The sequence below is a fragment of the Gordonia zhaorongruii genome (assembly GCF_007559005.1).
GTDB lineage: Bacteria > Actinomycetota > Actinomycetes > Mycobacteriales > Mycobacteriaceae > Gordonia > Gordonia zhaorongruii.
Window position 1 is genome coordinate 2,024,908 of sequence record NZ_CP041763.1, and the last position, 23,057, is coordinate 2,047,964.

The window sequence follows — 23,057 nt, forward strand, 5'->3', positions numbered from 1 at the left end:
CCTGGAGGGCGTGCGCGTCCTCCGATCATTCCTCCGGCCCGGGTGGCTTCTGCTCGCGGTTATCGTGGTGGCCTTCGCCGCCGCGTGCTTCATGATCCTGGCGCCCTGGCAGCTCGGAAAGAACTCCGACACCGAGCACCGCAACGACCTCCTCCGCACCGCCGTCGACACCGAGCCGGTCCCGATCGATGAACTTGCCCCGCACGGCGCACCGTTCGACCGGAACGACGAATGGCGTGAGGTGTCGCTGCACGGCACCTTCGTGCCGGACAAGCAGGTACTTCTCCGCTTCCGGTACTCGAACGAGCGGCCCGCCGTCGAGATCCTGACCCCGTTCAGGATCGCCGGATCGGACCGGACCATTCTGGTGAACCGCGGTATCGTCCCGACCGGTGCCAACGGGCAGGTCGACGTCCCTGACCCGCCGGGCAGTGAGGTCGCGGTGGATGCCCGGATCCGGAAGTCCGAAGGGACCAGCCCTGGGAAGGAACCGCGCGTCGAAGGGGGCATGACGACCGCCTACACGATCGACACCGCTCAGCTGGGACGACTGACTCAGATACCGCTCGAGCCGTTCTACCTGCAGCTGTCTCCGAATCAGCCGGGGTCTCTCGGTGAGATCGAATTGCCGCAGCTCGAGTCCGGCCCGTATCTGTCGTACGGACTGCAGTGGCTGGCCTTCGGCATCATGGTCCCACTCGGCGCCGGGTACTTCATCTACAGCGAGGTGAAGGCCCGCCGTGCGCGCCGCGAGGCCGTCGATGCCGGAGCGGATGGCATGGCCGATGGTCCCGGCGACGCCCGATCCGACTCCGAGGTGACCGCCCGGTCCGAGCGTCATCGGGTGCGGCAGCAGCTCCGCGAGACGGGCGCCCGGTCGGGCAACGACGTCGCGCCGGGGTCGAGTGCGGTCGGTGAAGGCCCAGTCGCCGACGACGCCGATTCCGCGGTCCGGGCGAAGCTCGCCCAGCGTTACGGCAAGTAGCGTCCGCTGTACGAACGGACACCCACCGCGAGCGCCGCGCTCGCCCACTGCACTCGGCGCGAGAGCCGCACCGCGGCACGTAGGTCGGCCGCGAGCGGTGCCGGACCATCGCCGAGCGCGGGCCGATCCTCCACCCCGTGGGCGTACACCGTGCGGCCGCCGACGCTGATTCCGAGTGCGCCGGCGAACGCCGCCTCGACGACGCCTGCGTTGGGACTGGGATGCGCGCCCGCGTCGCGTGTGATGGTTCGCCAGGTGTCGGCAGGACGTCCCGACGCCGCTGCGACCAGGACAGCGGTCAGTCGAGCTGGGACGAGGTTCGCGGCGTCGTCCAGGCGTGCCGCCGCCCACCCGAATCGCTGAAATCGAGCCGACCGGTACCCCACCATCGCATCGAGGGTGTTCGCGGCACGGTAGCCGAGCATGCCGCCTGCACCCGCGGCCGCGCCCCACACGAGGGGTGCGACGGCCGCGTCGGACGTGTTCTCGGCGATCGATTCGACGGCGGCACGGCAGATTCCTGCTTCGTCGAGCGTGGTGGTGTCGCGACCGACGAGTCCTGAGACGATCGCCCTGGCGCCGTCGATGTCTCCCGCGTCGAGGGTGTCGGCGATCTGGTCGCCGATGCGGCACAACGAGGTTCCGCCCAGCGCAGTGAAGGCAGCGGCAGCGGTGCCGGCGGCGCCGACCAGACCGGCGACCAGTCCGACGAGCGAACCTGCGCCGATCCACCCGGCTGCGAAGACTGCTCCACGTGGTGCGCTGTCGGCGTGAATGCGCCGTTCCGATGCCGCGACCGCGGAACCGAACAGCGCCACAGGATGCCCGCGCTGCGGGTCGGCGAACACCGCATCGGCGATCGCACCGGCGGCGATGCCGAGCGCTTGGTGGCGGCGGTGGTGCATCCGGCGATCTTATCCGGCGCGACTAAGATCGTGTGCCATGGCCGCGTCCCGTCCCACACCAGCCGCCGGGATCTTCGACATCTCCACCGGCACAGCAGAGCTCGTGCACTCCGTCGGTGGCGGCTGGCTGCTGTCCATCAACGGCGCGCAGAGCAGTCACATCGACCCGGAGGACGTCGACCGCCTCGACTTCGAGTACATGCGGCAGGCCGCGGCCGCAATCGCCGACCACTATCCGGACGCGAGTGCGCCGTTGCGCGTGCTGCATCTGGGTGCCGCAACATGCGCCCTCCCTCGATATCTCGCACACCGGTATCCGCAGTCCCGGCACGTCGCCGTCGAGATCGACGCCGAACTGGCCCGGCTGGCACGCGAGTGGTTCGACCTGCCGCGGGCGCCGCGACTCCGTCTCCGCGTCGGAGACGCCCGGGAGGTCACCGAGAGCCTGCGCGCGGAGACGCGCGACGTGGTCATCCGCGACGCCTTCGCCGGCAGCGTCACACCCGAGCATCTGACTACGACCGAGTTCACCCGTGCAGCACGCCGATTGCTGGTGCCCGGCGGTCTGTACATCGCCAACTGCGGCGACCGGCGCGACCTGAAATCGCTGCGGTCGGAGGTGTCGACGATCGGCGAAGTCTTCGAGAACGTCGAACTGATCTCCGATCCGGCCATGTTCAAAGGCCGACGCAGTGGAAACGTCATCGTGGTCGCGGGCGACGGCGAGCTTCCGGCCTCCGCCGACCTCGAACGCTCTCTGCGTTCGGATCCCGAACCCGCCCGGTTGATGACCGGGAACGCGGTCGCGTCGTTCGGCTCCGGCCGGATTCGCCGCGACCCGACGGACCGGTCCCCTGCCGCCGACTAGATCATGTAGTGCAGGTTCGTCACGATCGCGGAGCCGAGTTCGGCGTCACCTGCGATCAGGACATCCGCCGGATCGGCCTTCGGACGGTCTCCTGCGAGTCGGGCGAAGTCGACCACCGTGAGCGACAGGGTCACGTCAGCCGGCGCATCCAAAGCGGGCACCGCCGACGCCTTCTCGTCGACGGCGACGTGGACCTGCATCGGCACGAGACCTGAGAAATCGAAGGTTGCCGCCGACCCTTTCGGCGCTCCCGCCTTCTTGCCGACGAGAAACGGGATGGTCGCCGTCATCTCCTCAAGCGCCCACGTCGCCGGCTCCGGCGCGGTCGGCTCACCCAGACCCAGTGCGTCACGCAGATCCATCTCGTGGACCCAGCAGTCGAAGTTGCGTACGCGCATGAACCGCCCGAACGTGTCCCGTCCCGCAGGAGTCGGCATCTCGACGTTCCAGGCTTCATCGGTCATGGCCCGCATGTCCGCAGCGCGCTTGGCGGTGACCTCCCGGTAGGCGGCCATCACCTCGTCACGGGAACGGGACCGGTAGTGATCGAGCCAGCGTTCGTTGAGTTCGCCTATCGAGTTCTTCACGTGCGGCAGACCCGACACGTCGCGGACGCTGTCGGCCTCGCGTCCGTCGAGCATGTTCTCGGTACCGACGATGTGCGCGACCACGTCGGCCACAGTCCAGCCGGGAAGACCAGAATCCGCTTGCCACTGCTCATCGGAGATGGACGAGACGAGGTCGTCGATGACCTGCCACTGCGCGACGAGCGCCTCGATCATCGGCGCCTTCTCAACTGATGTGGGCATGGGTTCCTCCTGAAGTGCGGGCGGTCGGTCAGCGTGCTCTCGGTCAGGGCGTGATCGAATCCACGTACGTGAGAGCATCTTCGACGAGTCTCGGCCAGTATTCGGTCTGGGTCTGATCGGCGTGCATCCATTCGCGCATCGCCCGGCCGCTCATCACCATGCGCTCGCCGACCCCGTCGTCGACCAGGTCGTCGATCCGCGCGGACGGCAGCTTCACCACGACGGTGCCGTCGTAGGAGACGAACGCGAACACCTTGCCCCTGATGCGGACGCCTTCGACGCCGAACATGGGTCCGAGATCCACGCCCGGACGCCAGAACAGGTCGTCGCAGATCGGATCGAACACGTCGTGCGCCCTGCGTTCCGCCTCGGCATCCCTCATCGGTCCGACACTAGTACGGGCCGGACATCCAGGCGCGCGGCTCGCGAGTTTGGGCCATCGGGTCCGACCCGATAATCTCTACGGTGGTCCACCCGCAGGGGTGGCCGGGCGCGTATAGCTCAGCGGTAGAGCTCTGGTCTTACACACCAGCGGTCAGGGGTTCAAATCCCTTTGCGCGCACAGCATGCCTGTTTCGGCTGCCTTCGAGCGGATGGCGGGATTCGAACCCGCGTAGACGGTTTTGCAGACCGCTGCCTTGCCCCTCAGCCACACCCGCGACACCGACTGACTCTGCCGCGCGGTCGGACCTCCGTCCAGGATTTGGCGCATCATGCGCATATCCCCTGTTCACAGCAAAGTGTGACGAAGTCGCAACCCTCGTTCATCTTGAAACGCATGTGACTGTTGTTATCTACTGAGGTCATTGTGAATAAGAAGCACTCGCGCCGCACGCGCATCGCAGCAGCCGCCGGAGTCGCACTCGTCGCCGTCACGACCGCGACAGCTGCGCCGGCGTACGCGGCACCGGGCAACGAGCCGAGTTTCGGCCAGATCTTCGACGCGGTAGGCGATTACCTGCAACACGCCCGGGTGTCGAACATGTCCAGCGAGGCGCCGTCCCTGTTCGGCCTGTTCTCCAACGACTCCCCTGATGTGGACCGGCAGTCGAAGGTCGCCCAACGTCGCACATCCTGTACCAGCGTGGTCCAGATAGGCGACTCCACTTCGGTCGAGAGCGACGACACCGCGAAAGTCGCCAATCCCGACGACCGGATATCAGCCCAGTACAAGCGCGTCGGAGCCAAAACGGTCACCCTGAACGCCAGCCGTGGCCGATCCGTGGTCGAACGTGTCGACGGTAAACCGAACGCGCTCGAGGCGATCGACGCCGAACTCTCTCGTGGCAAACGCGGTTGCTGGGTGATCGCGATGGGCGTCAACGACGCAGCTCACATCGCGGATGGAAGCCGCGTGAGCGCACGCGAGCGCATCGACCGGGTGATGCGCAAACTCGACGGCCAGAAGGTCCTGTGGCCGACGGTGATGACCACGAATCCCGTCGACGAGCGCTACGACAAGAGCCACATGGCCGCATTCGACGATGCGCTCAAAAAGGCTGCCGGCAAGTACACGAATCTGCACGTCTACGATTTCGCATCCGAGACGCAGCCCTTCTGGTACTCGGACGGCGTGCACTACACCGCGACCGGAACCGTTCAGCGCAATCGCCTGTTCGCCGCGGCTCTCGCCACCGCATATCCGCAGCAGTAGGGCTCACGCCTCGCATATCCAGCACAGGTAGGTCAGTTCCGGCGAGCCGCCAACGCTGCCGTCCAGGTCGCCTCGCCCCGGGCCTCCCCTGGCTCGAGCATGTCGGAGTACCGAATGACTCCGTCACGTCCGACGAGGAACGTCCCCCGGTTCGCGATCCCCCGGTCCTCGTCGAGGACACCGTACGAGCGAGCGACCTCGCCGTGCGGCCAGAAATCCGACAGGATCGGGAACAGATACCCCTGGGCCGACGACCACACCTTATGCGTCGGAGGCGGCCCGACTGACACGGCGACCGTGGTGAGATCCGCACTGGCGAAGCGTGGTTCGTGGTCGCGGATGTGCCCCAGCTCGCCTTCGCACGTGCCGGTGAACGCCAGCGGGAAGAACACCACCAGCACGTCGCCGCGCTCACGCAGCCCCGACAGCGACACGCGACGATTGTTCTGGTCCCGCAGCTCGAAGTCCGGGGCCGACGATCCGACCGGGACAGGTCCGGCCGCAACGCTTTCGGGAATCGTCATGCCTTCTTGCCTGGGCGGGCCTTCGGTGTGACGAGTCGGGTGCCCGACCAATCGCCGAGCTTCTCGACGGAGGTCTGGGTCAGACCTGCAGTGGGGGCGGCCTCGGCGATCACACTCGGATCGACGTAACCGTCGAGTCCGGTCTTCGGTGACAGCACCCAGATGTAGCCGCCCTCGGCGAGTGGACCGATGGCGTCCATGAGGACATCGACGAGATCGCCGTCCCCGTCTCGCCACCAGAGGACCACTGCGTCGATGATGTCGATCGCGTCCTCATCGAGCATCTCCGCGTCGATGATGTCTTCGATATCGGCCCGCAGGTCGTCGTCGGTGTCTTCGTCCCATCCGAGTTCCTGAATCACCATTCCATTGGCGAATCCGAGCTTGCCTGCCTTATCGTCCGTGGCGGCTACCACCGCGTGTGTCCTCCCGTAGATGTTGAGAAAGTGAAACTTAGGAACAGCGTAGAGGTTCGACGCGCATCTCGATAGCAGACCGCAGGTGTTGGGTCCCGGAGTGTCGGCCTGCCGCCCCCGATCGAGTAACGGGCGATCATTCCGTCGGAAGGAACTCCGAGCAGCGGTCGAGCACGGCGGTCCGCTCTTTGCCCCACTCATCCGACACCTTGTTCAGGCCCTGCCGCCGCTTATCGTCGATCTGGCCCGCGAGCTTCTTCGAACTGTCGACGAACTTGCCCACCGCGTCGACGAGGTCGTCCGGCACTCCGGGCGTCACCGCCTCGTCCACCACGTCCGCACCGGTCTTGAGAGTCTCGACCGCCCATCGGTCCTCGTCGTCGATGGGCCGGTAGCTGCGCGTTTCGTTGAGTCGTTTCATGAAGGTGTTGTAGTCGCGGACCATCACACCCGCCGATGTGATGACCTGGCGGCACACCTGGATCGCCGCCACTCGTTCGGCATCCGACCGCTCCGCCGTGGCCGCGCCGGAAGCGCTTGCCGTCGGTTCGACCGCCTGTTTCGCCGAGTCGTCACCGCAGGCAGAGAGGAACGTCGCGGCGACGACGAGAATCACCGCCGCGAAAACTTCTGCACGAGACCGCATATGGCCTGGTACCCCCTCCATGAAGTGATGGTGCGGATGTTACCGCACGGTAGAACGTGTGACTCAGCACAACCACGCCCTACGACCGTGATTTGCGGCACGATGGAAGCACGGTGCGCGACGATCCTCGCGCGCCGGCCGCGACAGATGCCGTCACCACCCCGACGGCGACGAGTGCGAGCCAGCCGACAGTGCGGCTCGCTGACGAGATTGGTGGACAAGTGACTGACACGACCACGAACGGCCCCGACGCCGACCCGCAGACCGACGCATCGAACCGCACGAGCCGCGTGCGAGTGATCCGCGACGGCGTCGCGTCCTATCTCGCCGACAGCGACCCGGGCGAGACCGACGAGTGGTTGGAGTCGTTCGACGCGATGCTCGGTGCCGCGGGCCCCGAACGCGCGCGCTATCTGATGCTCCGCATGCTCGAGCGCGCCGACGACAAGCGCGTCGCCCTGCCGCCGCTCACCTCCACCGATTACGTCAACACCATCCCCACCGAACTCGAACCCGATTTCCCCGGTGACGAGATGATCGAGCGCCGGTTCCGCGCGATCATCCGCTGGAACGCAGCGATCATGGTGCACCGCGCTCAGCGCCCCGGCATCGGCGTCGGCGGCCACATCTCGACCTACGCGTCGTCCGCGTCCCTGTACGAGGTCGGTTTCAATCACTTCTTCCGCGGACCCGACCATCCGAGCGGCGGCGACCAGATCTTCGTGCAGGGGCACGCCTCGCCGGGCGTCTACGCCCGCGCCTTCCTCGAGGGCCGCATCGACGAGAACCGCCTCGACGGGTTCCGCCAGGAGCAGAGCCATGCGGGAGCAGGTGGCGGCCTGCCGTCGTACCCGCACCCCCACCTGATGCCCGACTTCTGGCAGTTCCCGACCGTCTCCATGGGACTTGGCCCGATGAACGCCATCTACCAGGCGCGATTCAACCACTACCTGGAGGATCGCGGAATCAAGGACACGTCCGACCAGCACGTATGGGCGTTCCTCGGCGACGGCGAGATGGACGAGCCGGAATCGCGCGGCCTCGCGCACGTCGCCGCAACCGAGGGCCTCGACAACCTGACCTTCGTCATCAACTGCAACCTGCAGCGCCTCGATGGACCGGTCCGCGGCAACGGCAAGATCATTCAGGAATTGGAGTCCTTCTTCCGCGGTGCGGGCTGGAACGTCATCAAGGTGGTGTGGGGCCGTGAGTGGGATTCCCTCCTGCAGTCCGACACCGACGGCGCCCTGGTCAACCTGATGAACGTCACCCCGGACGGCGACTATCAGACGTACCGGGCGAACGACGGCGCCTTCGTTCGCAAGCACTTCTTCAACCGCGACCCGCGCACCGAGAAGCTCGTCGAGCATCTGACCGATCAGGACATCTGGAACCTGAAACGCGGCGGGCACGACTACCGGAAGGTGCACGCCGCCTACCGGGCCGCGATCGCTCACAAGGGTCAGCCGACGGTCATCCTCGCCAAGACCATCAAGGGCTACACCCTCGGCAAGCACTTCGAGGGCCGTAATGCCACCCACCAGATGAAGAAGCTGACACTCGACGATCTGAAGGCGTTCCGCGACACGTCGCACGTGCCGATCACCGACGCCCAGCTCGAAGCCGACCCGTACCTGCCGCCGTACTACCACCCCGGCAAGGATTCGGAGGAGATCCAGTACCTCCTCGACCGGCGCAAGGCGCTCGGCGGCTTCCTTCCGTCGCGCCGCACCACCTCGAAGGCGCTGCACCCGGACACCACCCGGGCGGTCGCGGTGACCGCGAAGGGCTCGGGCAACCAGCAGGTCGCCACGACGATGGCCCTGGTCCGAATTTTCAAGGAGCTGTTGCGCGACAAGGAGATCGGCAAGCGGATCGTGCCGATCATCCCCGATGAGGCCCGCACGTTCGGCATGGACTCGTGGTTTCCGACGCTGAAGATCTACAACCGCAACGGCCAGCAGTACACGTCGGTCGACGCCGAGTTGATGCTCGCCTACAAGGAGGCCAAGGAAGGGCAGATCCTGCACGAGGGCATCAACGAGGCCGGTTCCACCGCCAGTTTCACCGCGGTCGCCACCTCGTACGCGACCCATGATGAGCCGATGATCCCGCTGTACATCTTCTATTCGATGTTCGGCTTCCAGCGGACCGGCGACGGCTTCTGGGCCGCCGCCGACCAGATGGCGCGCGGGTTCGTGATCGGCGCCACGGCGGGACGAACGACGCTCACCGGTGAGGGTCTGCAGCACGCGGACGGCCAATCGCCGCTGATCGCCGCCACGAACCCGGGCGTCGTCGCCTACGACCCCGCGTTCGCCTACGAGCTGTCGCACATCATCGACAACGGACTGACCCGCATGTTCGGCGACGATCCCGACGACGTGTACTTCTACATCACCGTCTACAACGAGCCGATCACACAGCCCGCCACCCCGGCGGAGCTCGACGTGGACGCCCTGGTGAAGGGTGGCTACCTGTTCCGCAAGGGGCCCGACGGAAAGAAGCTCCACGCCGCCATCCTGGTGTCGGGCGTGACGATGGGCGACGCCCTGCGCGCTCAGGATCTGCTCGCCGAAGAGTGGGACGTGTCGGCCGACGTATACTCGATCACCTCGTGGTCGGAGCTGGCCCGCGACGGCATCGCCGCCGATCGCGACGAACTCCGCTCCCCGGACACCACGCGCACACCGCACCTGACCGGCCTGCTCGCCGATGTCGCCGGACCCACCGTCGCCGTCACCGATTACATGAGGGGCGTCCCGGAGCAGGTTCGCGCCTACGTGCCCGGCACGTACCTCACCCTCGGCGCGGATGGGTTCGGCTTCTCCGATACTCGCCCGGCGGCGCGACGGTTCTTCAACATCGACGCCGAGTCGATCGCGGTCGGGGTCCTGGTGGGTCTGGCCCGCGACGGCGAGGTGGACCGCACGGTGGCCTCCGAGGCAGCAGCCAAGTACGCGATCACCGACGTCGCGGCCGCCCCCGAGCAGACCAGCGACCCGGGGGTCGCCTGATCGCTGTACCTCTGCGATAGACAACGGCGTTAGATTGGGTGTGTGTCCGAATCCCCGCTGAGTGCCTCCCGTGCGACCGATGTGTTCGACGACCGGGGCGCGCACGTTCCCGCCCCGGCGACGGTGCACGCCGCACTCCCGGACACGCTGCTGCGGCGCATGAAGCAGTACAGCGGACGCCTGGCGACCGAGGCCGTGCACTCGATGTCCGATCAGCTGCCCTACTTCGCCGATCTCGACGCCGCACAGCGGGCGAGCGTCCAGTTGGTGGTTCAGACCGCCGTGGTGAACTTCGTGGAGTGGATCCAGGACCCTGAGGGCAACGTCAAGTTCACGGTCCAGGCATTTCAGGTGGTTCCCCAGGATCTGGCCCGTCGCATCACTCTGCTGCAGACGGTCGAGATGGTTCGAGTGGCGATGGAGTTCTTCGAGAAGTGGCTGCCGCTGCTCGCCCGCAATGACGCGCAGCTGCGTGCGCTGACCGAGTCGGTACTGCGGTACGGGCGCGAGATCGGATTCGCCGCAGCCGCGATCTACGCGTCGGCGGCAGAGTCACGTGGCGCGTGGGACTCGCGGATGGAGGCGCTGGTCGTCGACGCCGTCGTTCGAGGTGACACGGGCGCTCAGCTCCTCTCGCGCGCCGCCGCGCTGAACTGGCCGAGCGAGGCTCCCGCGACGGTCATCGTCGGGTCGCCGCCGCCGGAGCAGAACGTCTCGGTCGCCCTGGCGATCCACACCACCGCTAAGCAGTACGATCGCGCGACGCTCTCCGTGGTGCAGGGCAGCGCGTTGGTGGCGATCGTGGGCGGTTCACTGACCCCCGCCGACCGGTTCCTCACCGATCTGCTGGAGCACTTCGCCGATGGACCTGTCGTCATCGGTCCGACGGTGCCGAACCTGACGGCGGCCCACACGAGCGCAGTTGAGGCGATGGCAGGCGTGAACGCCGTAGCCGGCTGGCCGAGTGCACCGCGCCCCACCTACAGCGCCGATCTCCTGCCCGAGCGCGCGCTGAACGGTGACCAGTCGGCGGTCCGCACCCTGACCGAGTCCCTGATGCAGTCGCTCGGCCTCGATTCGACGTTGCTCGAGACCCTTCAGGCCTACCTCGACGCCGGCCGGTCCATCGAGTCGTGTGCGCGCGGGCTTTACATTCACCCCAATACTGTTCGGTATCGACTAAAAAAGGTGACTGACATCACTGGGCGTGATCCAGGTAACGCACGCGACGCCTACGTGCTTCAAGTGGCGATGACCGTCGGACGATTGACACATTTACAGCAAGGATCGCCGTCACAAGTCACGTGAGTCACATCAATCACGGCGATCCATGGGCAAACAGCGAGGTGGGAAAAACTTCGAGGCAACCGCTAACGGATCACGGCGCGATGACGATGAGGATGCCACTAGAGGCGTTTTTGTAGGGATCCCACAAAAATTGGTTCTCAGGTTCATATGACTCAACACCCACTAAGAGGGCCAAAAGGGTGTTCTCTGGTCACGTGCTCACCTTGCTTGCGCCCGGACAGGGTTCCCAGAAGCCAGGCATGCTCACCGAATGGTTGGAGCTGCCCGGCGCCCGTGCCCGTCTTTCGGCGTGGTCCGAGGCCACCGGTCTCGACCTCGAACGCCTCGGCACCACCGCCACCGCGGACGAGATCACCGACACCGCAGTGACGCAGCCGCTCGTCGTCGCTGCCGCACTCCTCTCCTATGACGAACTGCGCAACCGCCACGGCGAACTTCCCGACGATGCGATCGTCGCGGGCCATTCCGTCGGTGAGCTCGCCGCTGCCGCCATCACCGGAGTCATCACCGCCGACGAAGCCGTTCGCCTCGCAGGCATCCGCGGCGACGAGATGGCCCAGGCGTGCGCGCTCGAGGAGACCACGATGGCCGCGATCCTGGGAGGCGACGAGGACGACGTCCTCGCCCGCCTCGACGCCCTGGAACTCGTTCCCGCGAACCGCAACGCCGTCGGGCAGATCGTCGCGGCTGGTTCGGTCGTCGCCATCGACAAGCTGGTCGCCGATCCGCCGGAGAAGGCCCGGATCCGGAAGATCCCGGTCGCCGGTGCATTCCACACGCATTACATGGCGCCCGCGCAAGATGCTGTCGCCGCCGCGGCCGCGGAGATCACTCCGAACGATCCGAACCGCACGCTGCTCTCGAACTCGGACGGCGCAGCGGTAACGAACGGCGCGGCCGCACTCGACAAACTAGTCAGACAGGTGACCAGCCCAGTGCGGTGGGATCTCTGCTGCGCGACGATGCGCGAAGCCGGCGTCGACGCGATCGTGGAACTCGCACCCGCAGGCACCCTCGTCGGCATCGCGAAGCGCGAATTGAAGGGCGTGCCGTCGCGCGCTGTGAAGAACCCCACCGACGTGGAGGACGCCCCAGGACTTGGATAGCGGCCGGACACCATCGGCCCCCGGAAAGCCTGCACGCGCGGGTTCGTCCAATCAGCGATCACGCTGACTTCCGGAAAACGTAGAAACATCACCGATACGAAGGGAGCCACACAGTGGCCGCCACACAGGAACAGCTCGTCGCCGGCATCGCAGAGATCGTCGAAGAGGTCACCGGCATTGAGCCGTCAGAGGTGACCATGGAGAAGTCGTTCGTCGACGACCTGGACATCGACTCCCTCTCGATGGTCGAGATCGCCGTTCAGACCGAGGACAAGTACGGCGTCAAGATCCCGGACGAGGACCTCGCAGGCCTGCGTACCGTCGGCGACGCCGTCTCGTACATCCAGAAGCTCGAGTCGGAGAACCCGGAAGCTGCAGCCGCCATCGCAGCACAGGTCGACAAGGCGTAACGAATGACCGAACTGCGCGACTATTCCACTCGTGGTGGGGATTTCCCCAACGTGGTGGTGACCTCCATGGTCGCCACCACGTCACTGGGCGCTGATCTGGATTCCACCTGGGAGAACCTGGTCGCCGGCAAGTCCGGTATCCGGGAGCTCACCGACGAGTACGTCACGAAGTACAACCTCCCGGTCACCATCGGCGGCAAGCTCCTCGAGGACCCCGCCGAAGAGGTCACCCGTGTCGAGGCACGCCGCATGGCGTACGTCGAGCGCGTCTCGCATGTGATGAGCAAGCGCCTCTGGGCGCAGGCCGAGGAGCCCGAGGTCGATCCCGAACGGCTCGCGGTCATCATCGGCACCGGCCAGGGCGGCGGCGACGCGATGATCGCCGCCAACGACGCCATGGTCAACACCGGTAACTACCGCAAGGTGTCGCCGCTGGCCGTCTCGATGGCGATGCCGAACGGTCCCGCTGCGGTCGCCGGTCTCAACGTCGGTGCACGGGCAGGTGTCATCACCCCGGTCTCGGCGTGCTCGTCGGGTGCCGAGGCGATCGCACACGCCTGGCGTCACATCGTCATGGGTGACGCCGACATGGTCGTGTGCGGCGGAGTCGAGGGACATATCGACGCTGTGCCGATCGCCGCGTTCTCGATGATGCGTGCGATGAGCACGCGCAACGACGACCCGGCCGCGGCTTCGCGGCCGTTCGACAAGAATCGCGACGGCTTCGTCTTCGGCGAAGCGGCTGCGATGCTCGTCATCGAACGCGAGGACCACGCCAAGGCTCGCGGTGCGCACATCCACGCACGAGTCCTGGGTTCGGGCATCACGTCAGACGGTTTCCACCTCGTTGCTCCCGACCCCTCGGGGCAGGGCAACACGCGGGCGATGGCCCGGGCCATGCAGACCGCGGGTCTGCAGAAGTCCGACATCTCGCATGTCAACGCGCATGCGACGTCGACTCCCATCGGAGACACCGCCGAATCGCTGGGCATCCAGGCCGCCGTGGGCAACCACGCGTCCATCTACGCGCCCAAGTCCGCTCTGGGCCACTCGATCGGCGCCGTCGGCGCCCTCGAAGCGGTCCTGACGATCAAATCGGTGGAGGACTCGATCGTTCCGCCGACGCTGAACCTGGAGGAGCTCGATCCCGAGTGCGGCGACATCGACGTCGTGCACGGCGAGGCTCGCCGCGGGCAGATCGACTACGCCCTGAGCAACTCCTTCGGATTCGGTGGGCACAACGTCGCTCTGGCGTTCGGCCGCTACTGATTCACCCTCCCCTTTAGGAGAATCCGATGACCACACTGGCTCCCATCCCCGGCCATGAGGAAGCAACGGATCCGCGTGACCCGCTGCTGCGGTTGACCACCTTCTTCGACGAAGGCACCGTCGCACTCCTGCATCCCCGCGACAAGTCGGGCGTGCTGGCGGCGACCGGTGAGGTCAACGGTGTTCGCACCGTCTCCTATTGCACCGATGGCACCGTGATGGGCGGTGCCATGGGGGTGGTGGGTTGCGCTCACATCGTGAACGCGATCGATACCGCCATCGCCGAGCAGGCGCCTGTGGTGGGCATCTGGCATTCCGGTGGCGCGCGCCTGGCCGAGGGTGTGGAAGCCCTGCACGCTGTGGGTGGCGTGTTCGAGGCCATGGTGCGCGCCTCCGGGTACGTCCCGCAGATCTCCGTGGTCGTCGGGTTCGCTGCGGGCGGCGCCGCCTACGGTCCCGCGCTGACCGACGTCGTCATCATGGCTCCGGAGGGCCGCGTCTTCGTGACCGGACCGGACGTCGTGAAGAGCGTGACCGGCGAGTCGGTCACCATGGAGGATCTCGGCGGCCCGCTGACGCACGGGAAGCGCTCCGGCGTCAGCCACATCACCGCCGATTCCGAGGCCGACGCCTCCTGGCGTGCGCGTCGCCTCGTCGCGACCTTCTCCCAGCAGGGCCACTTCAATCGTGCGCATGCCGAAGCCGGCGACACCGACCTGCGGGCCCTGATGCCCGAGTCCAACCGCCGCGCGTACGACGTGCACCCGATCGTCGAAGCACTCCTGGACACGCAGTTCGCTGCCGACGGAGACACCGAGATCAGCACGTTCGAAGAGCTGCAGGCCAAGTGGGCGCCGAACATCACCGTCGGCTTCGGCCGCCTCGCGGACCGCAGCGTCGGCGTCATCGCCAACAATCCGCTGCGCATGGGCGGCTGCCTGAACTCCGAGGCCGCCGAGAAGGCGTCTCGGTTCGTGCGGCTGTGCGACGCCTTCGGCATCCCGCTGGTCGTCGTCACGGACGTGCCCGGCTACCTGCCGGGCGTGGGCCAGGAGTGGAACGGCGTCGTCCGACGCGGTGCCAAGCTCCTGCACTCGTTCGCCGAGTGCTCGGTGCCGCGCGTCACCCTGGTCACCCGCAAGATCTACGGCGGTGCCTACATCGCGATGAACGCCCGCGCCCTCGGCGCGACGGCCGTCTTCGCCTGGCCGGGTTCCGAGGTCGCGGTCATGGGCGCCAAGGCCGCGGTCGGCATCCTGCACAAGAAGGTGCTGGCCGCCGCTCCCGAGGGCGAGCGCGAGGAACTGCACGAGCGGCTCGCCGTCGAGCACGAGCAGATCGCCGGCGGCGTCGGGCGCGCCCAGGCTATCGGCGTGGTCGACGACATCATCGATCCGGCGACCACACGCAGCCGGATCGCCGAAGCTCTCGCCGCCGCACCCGCTCGCCGTGGGCGGCACAAGAACATCCCGCTCTGAACCGAAGCTTCGTCGTTTTTCTGGTACCGCTGACAGCCGACGAAGCGCTATAGCCGATCGCCGTCCGTCACAGGTACCACTCCGACGACGGACGCTTGGTCAGCGACGTCACGCGACCACCACTCAGCGCACATTCACCTTGGTCAACATTGATCGCAATTAGAACTAGCGCAACACACACCTCACAAGGCATAATCTTCAACAGCAGTGTGATATCCGGACGACGTAGGTGCCTTGGGGAAGACGTTCCTCGTCGAACCGGAGGTGAAAACAGTGCGCATTCTCAATCAGTTTGCGGACATGACAACAGGCGTGGTCTACATCCACGCCTCTCCCGTCGCGCTGTGCCCGCACGTGGAGTGGGCACTGTCGTCGACGCTAAACGCGCGTGCCGATCTCAAGTGGTCGGTGCAGGACGCGGAACCGGGCCGCATGCGTGCGACCGTCGACTGGGCGGGCCCGGTGGGCACTGCTGCGCGCTTGGCGAACGCTCTGCGCGAGTGGCCGGGCCTGGCGTTCGAGATCACCGAGAACCCCAGCGAGGGCGTCGACGGCGAGCGCTTCAGCCATGTCCCCGGCCTGGGTATGTGGCGCGGCTCCGCGGGGGCGAACGGCGACGTGATCGTCGGCGAGATGCAACTGCGCGCCATGATGGACGCTCAGCCCGACAGTGCGGGTCTGGCCGCCGAACTCGACACCGCACTGGGCACCGCCTGGGACGACGCACTCGAGTCGTACCGCATGGGCGGCGCAGGCGCCGAGGTCACCTGGCTCAGGCAGCGCGTCGGCTGAATCAGCCCCCAGCGGACTACGCCAGCGCACGCACGACGTCGTCGTTGAACTCGCTCCATCGCGGCTTGGCCCACGCACCGAACGGCTCGTCGGTCAGGACGACGCAGGCGGCCCCCACCTCCGGGTCCACCCACAGGAATGTGCCGGCCTGACCGAAGTGACCGAATGTGCGCGCCGAGTTCGACGCCCCCGTCCAGTGCGGCGACTTGTCGCCGCGGATCTCGAAACCGAGTCCCCAGTCGCAGGGACGGTGCTTGCCGTACCCGGGCACGAACCCGTCGATCCCCGGGAACTGAACGGTCGAAGCGGCCGCGGCCGTCTCCGTCGACAAGAGGGTCGGACTCAGCAGTTCCCCGGCGAAGCGGGCGAGGTCGTCGACGCTGCTGCGCGCACCGTGTCCGGCCGGACCGTCGAGCACCGTGGAGGTCATGCGCAGCGGATCGCACACGGCCTGACGCAGATACTCGTCGAACGCGATCCCCGATTCGGCGGCCACCAGGTCGGCGAGCATCTCGAAACCGACGCTGGAGTAGATGCGCTGCTCCCCCGGCGCCGCCTTCACCTCGTCCGAGTCGAATGCGAGACCGGATGCGTGCGCCAGCAGATGCGCGACGGTCGCGCCGGACGGCCCCGCCTCCGTCTCGAGCGCGACGGCCTCTTCCTCGACGGCTAGGAGAACGGCCTCGGCGACGAGCAGTTTCGTCACCGACGCGAGTTCGTAGACGCGGGTCGTGTCCCCGTGGGTCGCGATCACCCCGTCGGCGGTGACGATCGCTCCTGCCGCGTTCGTAACGGGCCACTCGGACAGCTGGTTCAGCACACTCACGCGTCCGACGTTACCGGCCGACGCATGAGGCCCGCCGACTCTCGTCGACGGGCCTCATGCGGAGTTCGAACCGATCAGTGATCGGCGTCGGTGTAGCGGATCACGCCGCGGATGTTGCGGCCTTCGAGCATGTCCGTGTAGCCCTCGTTGATCTGGTCGAGGGTGTACTCACGGGTGATCATGTCCGCGATGTTGAGCTTGCCGATCTTGTACATCGACAGCAGCTTCGGGATGTCGAGCTTCGGGTTGGCGCCGCCGAAGATCGAGCCCTGCAGGTTCTTCTGGAGCAGCGTCAGCATGGCGAGGTTGAGCGTCACATCGCTCTCCATCATGTTGCCCATGCCGGTCAGCACGCAGGTGCCGTTCTTGCCGGTGATGCCGAGCCAGGAGTCGACGTCCTTGCCGTGAACCTCGCCGACGGTGACGATCACCTTCTGCGCCATGCCGCCCTCGGTGATCGATGCGATCTCGCCCGCAGCCTCGTCGATCGATGCGAACGCGTGGGTGGCGCCGAACTTGAGTGCCTGCTCCCGCTTCCACTCCACGGGGTCGATGGCGAACACGTTGCGCGCACCGGCGATGACTGCGCCCTGCAGTGCTGCGGTGCCCACGCCGCCGACGCCGACGATCGCCACGTCCTCGCCGGGACGCACGTCGCCGCTGCGGGTCGACGAGCCGTATCCGGTGGGGATGCCGCAGCCGCACAACGCCGCGATCTCGAACGGGATGTCCTTGTCGATCTTCACCGCGGACGCCTCGTGCACCACCATGTACGGAGAGAACGTGCCGAGGAGCGTCATCGGGTAGACGGGCTCACCCTCAGCGGTGTGAATGCGGAAGGTGTGGTCCGAGACGGCCTCACCTTGAAGCAGCATGGCACCGAAGTCGCAGAGGTTCGCGATACCCGCCTTGCAGGACGGGCACTTGCCGCACGAGGGAATGAACGACAGGACGACGTGGTCGCCCGGCTCGAAGTCGGTGACGCCTTCGCCGACTGCGTCGACGACGCCCGCACCCTCGTGACCGCCGAGAATGGGGAATCCACCCATCGGGATGCCGCCGGTCATCAAGTGATGGTCCGAGTGGCACATGCCCGCGGCTTCCATCCGGATCTTGATCTCGTGCGCCTTGGGGTCACCGATCTCGATCTCCTCGATCTTCCACGGAGTGTTCAGCTCCCGGAGGATCGCACCCTTAGTCTTCAACTTCTCAAACCTCGTTTCACCTGTTGACCGGCCACTGCTGTCTGGCTCGCGTCGGATTGTGCTCTCTGTGAGGGTAGCCACTCTCGACCAGAATTGGAACACGTTTCAGTGCCATATCTGAAACACGTTCCAATTCTGTTCGGGTCATCTGACCGACTACGGCGTCGTCAGCCCTTGAGACCCTGATCCTTACTGCCGTACTCGTCGCGCAGACGTGGTTTCACCACCTTGCCGCCCGCGTTCCGGGGCAGCTCCTCCACCACGATGAGATCCTTCGGATGCTTGAACCGCGCCAGGTTCTCGTTCAGGTACGGCACGACGTCGTCGATTGTCAGGTCGGCCGACCCCTCGGCCGCGACCACGATCGCGACCGGCACCTCGCCCCACTTCGCGTCGGCGCGGCCGATGACCGCAGCTTCGGTGATCTGCGGATGCCCGTACAGCACGTTCTCCACCTCGGCGCAGTAGATGTTCTCGCCGCCCGAGATGATCATGTCCTTCGCCCGGTCGACGACGTAGAGGAATCCCTCGTCGTCGGCGCGGACCAGGTCGCCGGAGTGGAACCAGCCGCCGCGGAAAGCATCCGCAGTGCCGTCCGGGTTCTGCCAGTACCCGGCCATCATGTTGGGTCCGCGGTAGACGATCTCTCCCACTTCGCCGGGCGTAACATCGTTCATCTCCGGGTCCACGATGCGCGCGGCCACCGCGGGCACCACTTTGCCGATGGACCCGACCTTGCGAAGCGCGTCCTCTCCCTCGAGGACGCAGGTGATCGGAGACATCTCGGTCTGCCCGAACACGGCGATGTTGATCGCATCGGGGAAGGTCTCGTTCATCGCCGTGAGCACGGTGTCGGACGCCGGCGCGGCACCCCACGAGATGACGCGCAGTTTGAGGTCGCGGGGCTTGGCCTGCTGCGCCGCGCAGACGGCCTGCCACTGAGCGGGCACCAGGAAGATCGAGGTGGTTCCCTCGCGCTCCAGAGTGTCGAGCATGTCGTTCGGGTCGAACGCACCGAGCGGGTGGATCACCGAGAGTGCACCCATGTAGAAGAGCGCCGTCATCGCGCCCAGGCCGGCGATGTGGAACATCGGTGCGACGCACGATCCGATGTCATCGACACTGGTGCTGAGAGCCTGCAGTGTCGTCTGCGCCTGTGACTGCAGATTTCCATGAGTCAGCATGGCGCCCTTGGGCTTTCCGGTGGTCCCGGAGGTGTACATGATGAGCGCGACGGTGTCCTCCGGGATGTCGATCTCCGGGAGGTCGCCGTCCTCGGCGACGAGCGCCTCGTAGTCGGTCTGATCCTCGTTCTGCGCCCCACCGACCACGACGATGCGTTCGATCGCACCCGTCGATGCGGCGACGGCGTCGGCGAGCGGCGCCAGCATCGTCTCGGTGACGATGATCTTCGCGCCGGAGTCGGCCACCAGGAACCCGATCTCCGGGGGAGTCATGCGGATGTTCACCGGGACCGGGATAGCCCCGATGAGATTGGCGGCCAGCACGATCTCCACGTACTCGCTGCGGTTGAGCATCACCACGAGGATCCGGTCGCCGAACTCGACGCCGCGTCGGCGCAGAGCGGCGGCGAGCGAGTGCGTCCGCTCATCGAGTTGCCGCCAGGTGGTGTCCACGCCCATGAATCGAAGCGCAGTCCGATCGGGAATCATGTGCGAATGGCGACGCACCTGGTTGTTCCAGTGGTTGCGGCGAGAGCGCTGCGGCTCGGCGTTCAGTTCGAAGCCAAGGGCGTCGGTCGTCATCGGGGATTCTCCTCGGATCGGGTGTTACTCGGGTTCGGATACGGCTCTGGTTCTCTCGGTTGCAGGTCAGCGCTCTCCGGCGAAGGCGGCCAGCGCCCGTTGAAAGGCCGGAGACTGGAGCAGCGCGGTCTGACCGGTGATCTCCCGGCCGATGGCGGCCTGGAATCCGCCGAGCGCGTGTGCGTCGAGGGCCGATTTCGTCATCGCCAGCGCATCCGGTGAGCTGCGCAGCATCCGCCGGACCGCGCCGTCGACCAGTCCTTCGAGATGATCGGCGTCGTCCGCCACCCCGTTGAGCAGGCCGGCGTCGAATGCTTCCGGTGCGAAGAGCTTCTCCCCCAGCAATGCCATCGCATTCGCGCGCGCTCGGCCGACGGAAGCCGTGAACAACGCGGTCGCGCCGCCGTCCGGCATCAGGCCGATGTTCACGAACGCCAGCAGGAAGTACGAGCGCGCGGTGGCGTAGACGAGGTCGGCGGCGACGGCGAGCGACGCACCGATTCCGACGGCGGCCCCGTCGACTGCGGCGACGACCGGCACCGGAAGGTCGCGGACGGCCCCCACGAGCCGCGACCCGCTCTCGATGATCCCGCGTGACGCATCGGCGTCGAACCCGCCGCTCGAGGCCGCACTCGAAGCCATGCCCGCCACGTCGGCGCCCGCACAGAATGCACCACCTCGTCCGGACAGGATCACGACGCGGAGGTCGTTCCGCGACCGCCACTGCCCGCACACCTCGACGAGGCGAGCCGACGCCAGACCGTCCAGCGCGTTCATCCGGTCCGGTCGGTCGATCTCCAATCGCGCGACACCGTCGTCGTCGATGCCGTCCCACACTCCGTCGCGACACCTGGATTCGCTCGCCATCGCACCTCGTTCTCAGGGGTCGGCACCGGACATTCTGCCCACGAAAGTATCACCAGCAGTGACCTATGTCATGCGAATGACTATTAACATAAACTGCAACTGACACGCCATGACCTGGATATTTCAGCTATCTCTATTCATTCACTACGGTTCTCCCTGGTTCGATAGGATCACGGCCTATGACCGCCAGGACCACGCCGGGCGCGTGGGCGACGCCGCGTCGCACCCGTCCAGCTGATCGTCGAGAGATCGTCCTGCGCGCTGCTGTCACCGCCTTCGGTGCACATGGGTACGCCGCGACGCGTCTGTCCGACATCGCCGACGAGGTCGGCATCTCCACTCCGGCGTTGTACCGCCATTTCGACACCAAGTATCAACTGTTCACAGCATGCGTGAATCACCTCTCCCAGTCGTACGACGAGGCGATGGCCGCAGTCCCGGAAGCTCGTGATCCACGGTCGGAGATCACCTGGCTCCTCGCTGCGTTCACCGCCGTGACGCTCGATAACCGGACGGCGGGGAACCTGTACCGATGGGAGCACCGTGTGCTGCGACCCGCCGATCGCGCCCAGGTGCGGCACCGCCGGATCTCGCTGCACCGGCGCATGCGCGGACTGATCGAGCGCGCGCGGCCGGCACTCGACCGCCCCTCCGCCGACCTCATCACCGTTGCCGCCCTGTCGGTGTCGGCGAGCCCTGCGACGCATCGAGTGGCGATGCACCGGCGCACCGCGATCGAGACCATCACCAGGACCGCCACCGGTCTCATAGACGTCGACCTGCCAATCCGCACCGCCCCTGCCGTCCGGCCGGACGGTCTGGCGCCCACGAGCCGTCGGGAGGCGATCCTCTCGGCTGCGGTAGCGCTGTTCGCTCGCAACGGCTTCCACGAGGTGACCGTCGGCGACATCGGCACCGCGGCCGGACTCCCCGCCTCGGGTGTGTACCGGCACTTCTCGTCGAAGAACGCGATACTGACGGCTGCGCTGTGGCGCACTGCGGACCGCACCACCGACGCGATCGCGACCGGCCTCGCGCAGGCGCACACGCCCGACGAAGCACTTGTCGCGTTATCCGAGCGCTACAGCGCGCTGTGCGTCGACGACCCGGAGATCATGACGGTCTACCTCAGCGGCGCAGGCGCGCTCGACGACGGCGAACTCCGCGCACTCCGTCGCCAGCAACGGCTCACCGTCGACGAGTGGGCCACGTGGGTCGTCCGCGCCCGACCCGAGTTGTCCACGGCGGCAGCCCGATACCTCGTCCACGCGAGCCTCAACCTGGCCGGTGACCTGGTCACCGCCTACCCCGGCATCGACGTCTCAGCTGTCGCCGCGACATGTTGCGCCGTCCTCGCAGCGAACTGATCCTGCCCGGCTGATCGAGATCCTTCGACCTCAGACCGGTTCGAGCTCGGACAAGCGCCACATCCCGTCGTCGCGGATGAGCGTGACCTGGATCCGCGACTGGTAGGCGCCGCTTCCCGGCCCCATCGCGGGCGCCTGCGGAGTGGTCACCTCCTGATCGAGTGCGACGAGCACCACCGCTTCGTCGCCGGTGATCGACACGATGCCCGCGACGTCGGCACTGGCCGTCGACGACGCCTGCGCGGCGTCGTTCGCCTTGCGCGCCTCCTGCGACGACTTCACGTAGCGGTCCGCGAACTCGGGAGTGGAGATCGCGCGGATACGACGGTCGAGATCGTCGTACCGGCCCGCCTGGTAGGTCAGGATGTCGACGGAGTACGCCTTCGCGTCGCGGATCGCTCCGTCTCGATCGACGCCCTCGTTCTCGTCCGACCCGGAGTCGGCCAGCAGGTACCCGAGGATCGCAACAGCTACCGCGAGCGCGACCACCCCCACGAACAGCGCGCGGACGAGCTTTCTCGAATGCGGGCTGCCACCGGCTGCGCTCGGAGCCCCGGGTTCCGCTGCCTGTTCCTCCGCGCCCGCCTCGTCGATCTCCCGATCTTCGCCGTATCCGTGCCGGCGGGCCCGTTGTCGTTCCTCTTCGCGAATGCGCTCCCGGTTGCGCCGGTTCTCGGCGAGGAACTCGTCGTCGAGTGGAGTGACCGGCGTCGGCGGACGGCTCGAGTTCTTGTCGTCTCCCGAGGTGTTCGCCATGCGCCCAATGTAGCCGTCGAACCGCATGGGCCTTGCCAGAGGCCGAACTATCACATATATGTGATAACACTAGTTATCAGTTA

General features: G+C 66.6%; 22 protein-coding genes and 2 tRNA genes. 12 read left to right on the forward strand and 12 right to left on the reverse strand.

All coding sequences use genetic code 11. The features are described from left to right. Positions 1 to 10 precede the first annotated feature (10 nt). On the forward strand, positions 11 to 985 hold the full coding sequence (locus FO044_RS09360) for an SURF1 family cytochrome oxidase biogenesis protein (RefSeq protein ID WP_143965506.1): 975 nt from the start codon (positions 11 to 13) through the stop codon (positions 983 to 985). Here FO044_RS09360 and cbiB read toward each other — a convergent pair. Further along, a complete protein-coding gene (gene cbiB, locus FO044_RS09365; protein WP_143965507.1) occupies positions 973 to 1,890 on the reverse strand; it encodes an adenosylcobinamide-phosphate synthase CbiB in 918 nt (305 codons plus the stop codon). The two genes, FO044_RS09360 and cbiB, sit on opposite strands and share 13 nt — an antisense overlap. Before the next feature lie 37 nt (positions 1,891 to 1,927). Here cbiB and FO044_RS09370 point away from each other — a divergent pair, with 37 nt between their 5' ends. Beyond that, positions 1,928 to 2,758, forward strand: coding sequence for a spermidine synthase (locus FO044_RS09370; RefSeq protein WP_143965508.1), 831 nt, complete (start codon positions 1,928 to 1,930; stop codon positions 2,756 to 2,758). Here FO044_RS09370 and FO044_RS09375 read toward each other — a convergent pair. Then, positions 2,755 to 3,567 carry a maleylpyruvate isomerase family mycothiol-dependent enzyme gene (locus FO044_RS09375; protein WP_143965509.1) on the reverse strand — a complete coding sequence of 271 codons (813 nt, stop codon included), beginning with the start codon at positions 3,565 to 3,567 and terminating at the stop codon, positions 2,755 to 2,757. The genes FO044_RS09370 and FO044_RS09375 overlap by 4 nt on opposite strands. Positions 3,568 to 3,610: 43 nt before the next feature. Further along, complete coding sequence (locus FO044_RS09380; protein WP_143965510.1) at positions 3,611 to 3,949, reverse strand: hypothetical protein; 339 nt, start codon at positions 3,947 to 3,949, stop codon at positions 3,611 to 3,613. A 108-nt stretch (positions 3,950 to 4,057) separates the two neighbouring features. On the opposite strand from FO044_RS09380, the gene FO044_RS09385 reads away from it, so the two are divergent. After that, positions 4,058 to 4,129 (forward strand) — tRNA-Val (locus tag FO044_RS09385). A gap of 26 nt (positions 4,130 to 4,155) precedes the next feature. Here the strand turns inward: FO044_RS09385 and FO044_RS09390 are convergent. Beyond that, positions 4,156 to 4,226 (reverse strand) — tRNA-Cys (locus tag FO044_RS09390). Positions 4,227 to 4,375: 149 nt separating this feature from the next. Between FO044_RS09390 and FO044_RS09395 the strand changes: the two genes are divergently transcribed. Continuing rightward, the gene (locus FO044_RS09395) at positions 4,376 to 5,221 is read left to right on the forward strand and encodes an SGNH/GDSL hydrolase family protein (RefSeq protein ID WP_244945734.1); all 846 of its coding nucleotides are present in this window, start codon (positions 4,376 to 4,378) and stop codon (positions 5,219 to 5,221) included. Between the two features lie 32 nt (positions 5,222 to 5,253). Here FO044_RS09395 and FO044_RS09400 read toward each other — a convergent pair whose 3' ends face one another. From FO044_RS09400 to FO044_RS09410, 3 genes are all read right to left on the reverse strand, one after another. After that, positions 5,254 to 5,745: a peroxiredoxin gene (locus FO044_RS09400; protein ID WP_132991630.1), complete on the reverse strand. Its 492-nt coding sequence runs from the start codon at positions 5,743 to 5,745 to the stop codon at positions 5,254 to 5,256. Continuing rightward, positions 5,742 to 6,161, reverse strand: coding sequence for a DUF3052 domain-containing protein (locus FO044_RS09405; protein ID WP_132991631.1), 420 nt, complete (start codon positions 6,159 to 6,161; stop codon positions 5,742 to 5,744). Before FO044_RS09405 ends, FO044_RS09400 begins: the two co-directional genes overlap by 4 nt. A 136-nt stretch (positions 6,162 to 6,297) precedes the next feature. Then, positions 6,298 to 6,828 (reverse strand): hypothetical protein, encoded by a 531-nt coding sequence (locus tag FO044_RS09410; RefSeq protein ID WP_132991632.1) that lies wholly within the window; start codon positions 6,826 to 6,828, stop codon positions 6,298 to 6,300. Positions 6,829 to 7,097: 269 nt separating this feature from the next. Here FO044_RS09410 and aceE point away from each other — a divergent pair, with 269 nt between their 5' ends. The 7 genes from aceE (at position 7,098) to FO044_RS09445 (ending at position 16,187) form a co-directional block, all read left to right on the forward strand. Further along, a complete protein-coding gene (aceE, locus tag FO044_RS09415) occupies positions 7,098 to 9,824 on the forward strand; it encodes a pyruvate dehydrogenase (acetyl-transferring), homodimeric type (RefSeq protein ID WP_244945809.1) in 2,727 nt (908 codons plus the stop codon). A 42-nt stretch (positions 9,825 to 9,866) separates the two neighbouring features. Continuing rightward, a complete protein-coding gene (locus FO044_RS09420) occupies positions 9,867 to 11,132 on the forward strand; it encodes a PucR family transcriptional regulator (RefSeq protein ID WP_143965511.1) in 1,266 nt (421 codons plus the stop codon). Positions 11,133 to 11,326: 194 nt separating this feature from the next. Further along, positions 11,327 to 12,238, forward strand: a complete 912-nt coding sequence (locus FO044_RS09425; RefSeq protein WP_186290521.1) for an ACP S-malonyltransferase — start codon at positions 11,327 to 11,329, stop codon at positions 12,236 to 12,238. 113 nt (positions 12,239 to 12,351) lie between these two features. Next, entirely contained in the window at positions 12,352 to 12,648 is a 297-nt protein-coding gene (gene acpM, locus FO044_RS09430) for a meromycolate extension acyl carrier protein AcpM (RefSeq protein WP_132991635.1), read from the forward strand. Positions 12,649 to 12,651: 3 nt separating this feature from the next. Beyond that, positions 12,652 to 13,917, forward strand: a complete 1,266-nt coding sequence (locus tag FO044_RS09435) for a KasA/KasB family beta-ketoacyl-ACP synthase (RefSeq protein WP_132991636.1) — start codon at positions 12,652 to 12,654, stop codon at positions 13,915 to 13,917. A gap of 26 nt (positions 13,918 to 13,943) precedes the next feature. Beyond that, positions 13,944 to 15,395, forward strand: coding sequence for an acyl-CoA carboxylase subunit beta (locus FO044_RS09440; protein WP_143965513.1), 1,452 nt, complete (start codon positions 13,944 to 13,946; stop codon positions 15,393 to 15,395). A 273-nt stretch (positions 15,396 to 15,668) separates the two neighbouring features. After that, positions 15,669 to 16,187 carry a DUF3145 domain-containing protein gene (locus FO044_RS09445; protein ID WP_132991638.1) on the forward strand — a complete coding sequence of 173 codons (519 nt, stop codon included), beginning with the start codon at positions 15,669 to 15,671 and terminating at the stop codon, positions 16,185 to 16,187. Positions 16,188 to 16,203: 16 nt separating this feature from the next. Here FO044_RS09445 and FO044_RS09450 read toward each other — a convergent pair whose 3' ends face one another. The 4 genes from FO044_RS09450 to FO044_RS09465 all read right to left on the reverse strand — a co-directional run bounded on the left by FO044_RS09450 (position 16,204) and on the right by FO044_RS09465 (position 20,851). Beyond that, positions 16,204 to 17,013 carry a serine hydrolase domain-containing protein gene (locus FO044_RS09450; RefSeq protein WP_143965514.1) on the reverse strand — a complete coding sequence of 270 codons (810 nt, stop codon included), beginning with the start codon at positions 17,011 to 17,013 and terminating at the stop codon, positions 16,204 to 16,206. A 74-nt stretch (positions 17,014 to 17,087) separates the two neighbouring features. After that, positions 17,088 to 18,218 carry an NDMA-dependent alcohol dehydrogenase gene (locus tag FO044_RS09455; RefSeq protein WP_132991640.1) on the reverse strand — a complete coding sequence of 377 codons (1,131 nt, stop codon included), beginning with the start codon at positions 18,216 to 18,218 and terminating at the stop codon, positions 17,088 to 17,090. Between the two features lie 167 nt (positions 18,219 to 18,385). After that, complete coding sequence (gene fadD5 / locus FO044_RS09460; RefSeq protein ID WP_143965515.1) at positions 18,386 to 19,984, reverse strand: fatty-acid--CoA ligase FadD5; 1,599 nt, start codon at positions 19,982 to 19,984, stop codon at positions 18,386 to 18,388. A 66-nt stretch (positions 19,985 to 20,050) separates the two neighbouring features. Further along, positions 20,051 to 20,851 carry an enoyl-CoA hydratase-related protein gene (locus FO044_RS09465; protein WP_143965516.1) on the reverse strand — a complete coding sequence of 267 codons (801 nt, stop codon included), beginning with the start codon at positions 20,849 to 20,851 and terminating at the stop codon, positions 20,051 to 20,053. A 179-nt stretch (positions 20,852 to 21,030) separates the two neighbouring features. Here FO044_RS09465 and FO044_RS09470 point away from each other — a divergent pair, with 179 nt between their 5' ends. Next, positions 21,031 to 22,218, forward strand: coding sequence for a TetR/AcrR family transcriptional regulator (locus tag FO044_RS09470; RefSeq protein ID WP_143965517.1), 1,188 nt, complete (start codon positions 21,031 to 21,033; stop codon positions 22,216 to 22,218). 30 nt (positions 22,219 to 22,248) lie between these two features. On the opposite strand, the gene FO044_RS09475 is transcribed toward FO044_RS09470, so the two are convergent. After that, positions 22,249 to 22,974 carry a hypothetical protein gene (locus FO044_RS09475; protein ID WP_143965518.1) on the reverse strand — a complete coding sequence of 242 codons (726 nt, stop codon included), beginning with the start codon at positions 22,972 to 22,974 and terminating at the stop codon, positions 22,249 to 22,251. Between the last annotated feature and the right edge of the window lie 83 nt (positions 22,975 to 23,057).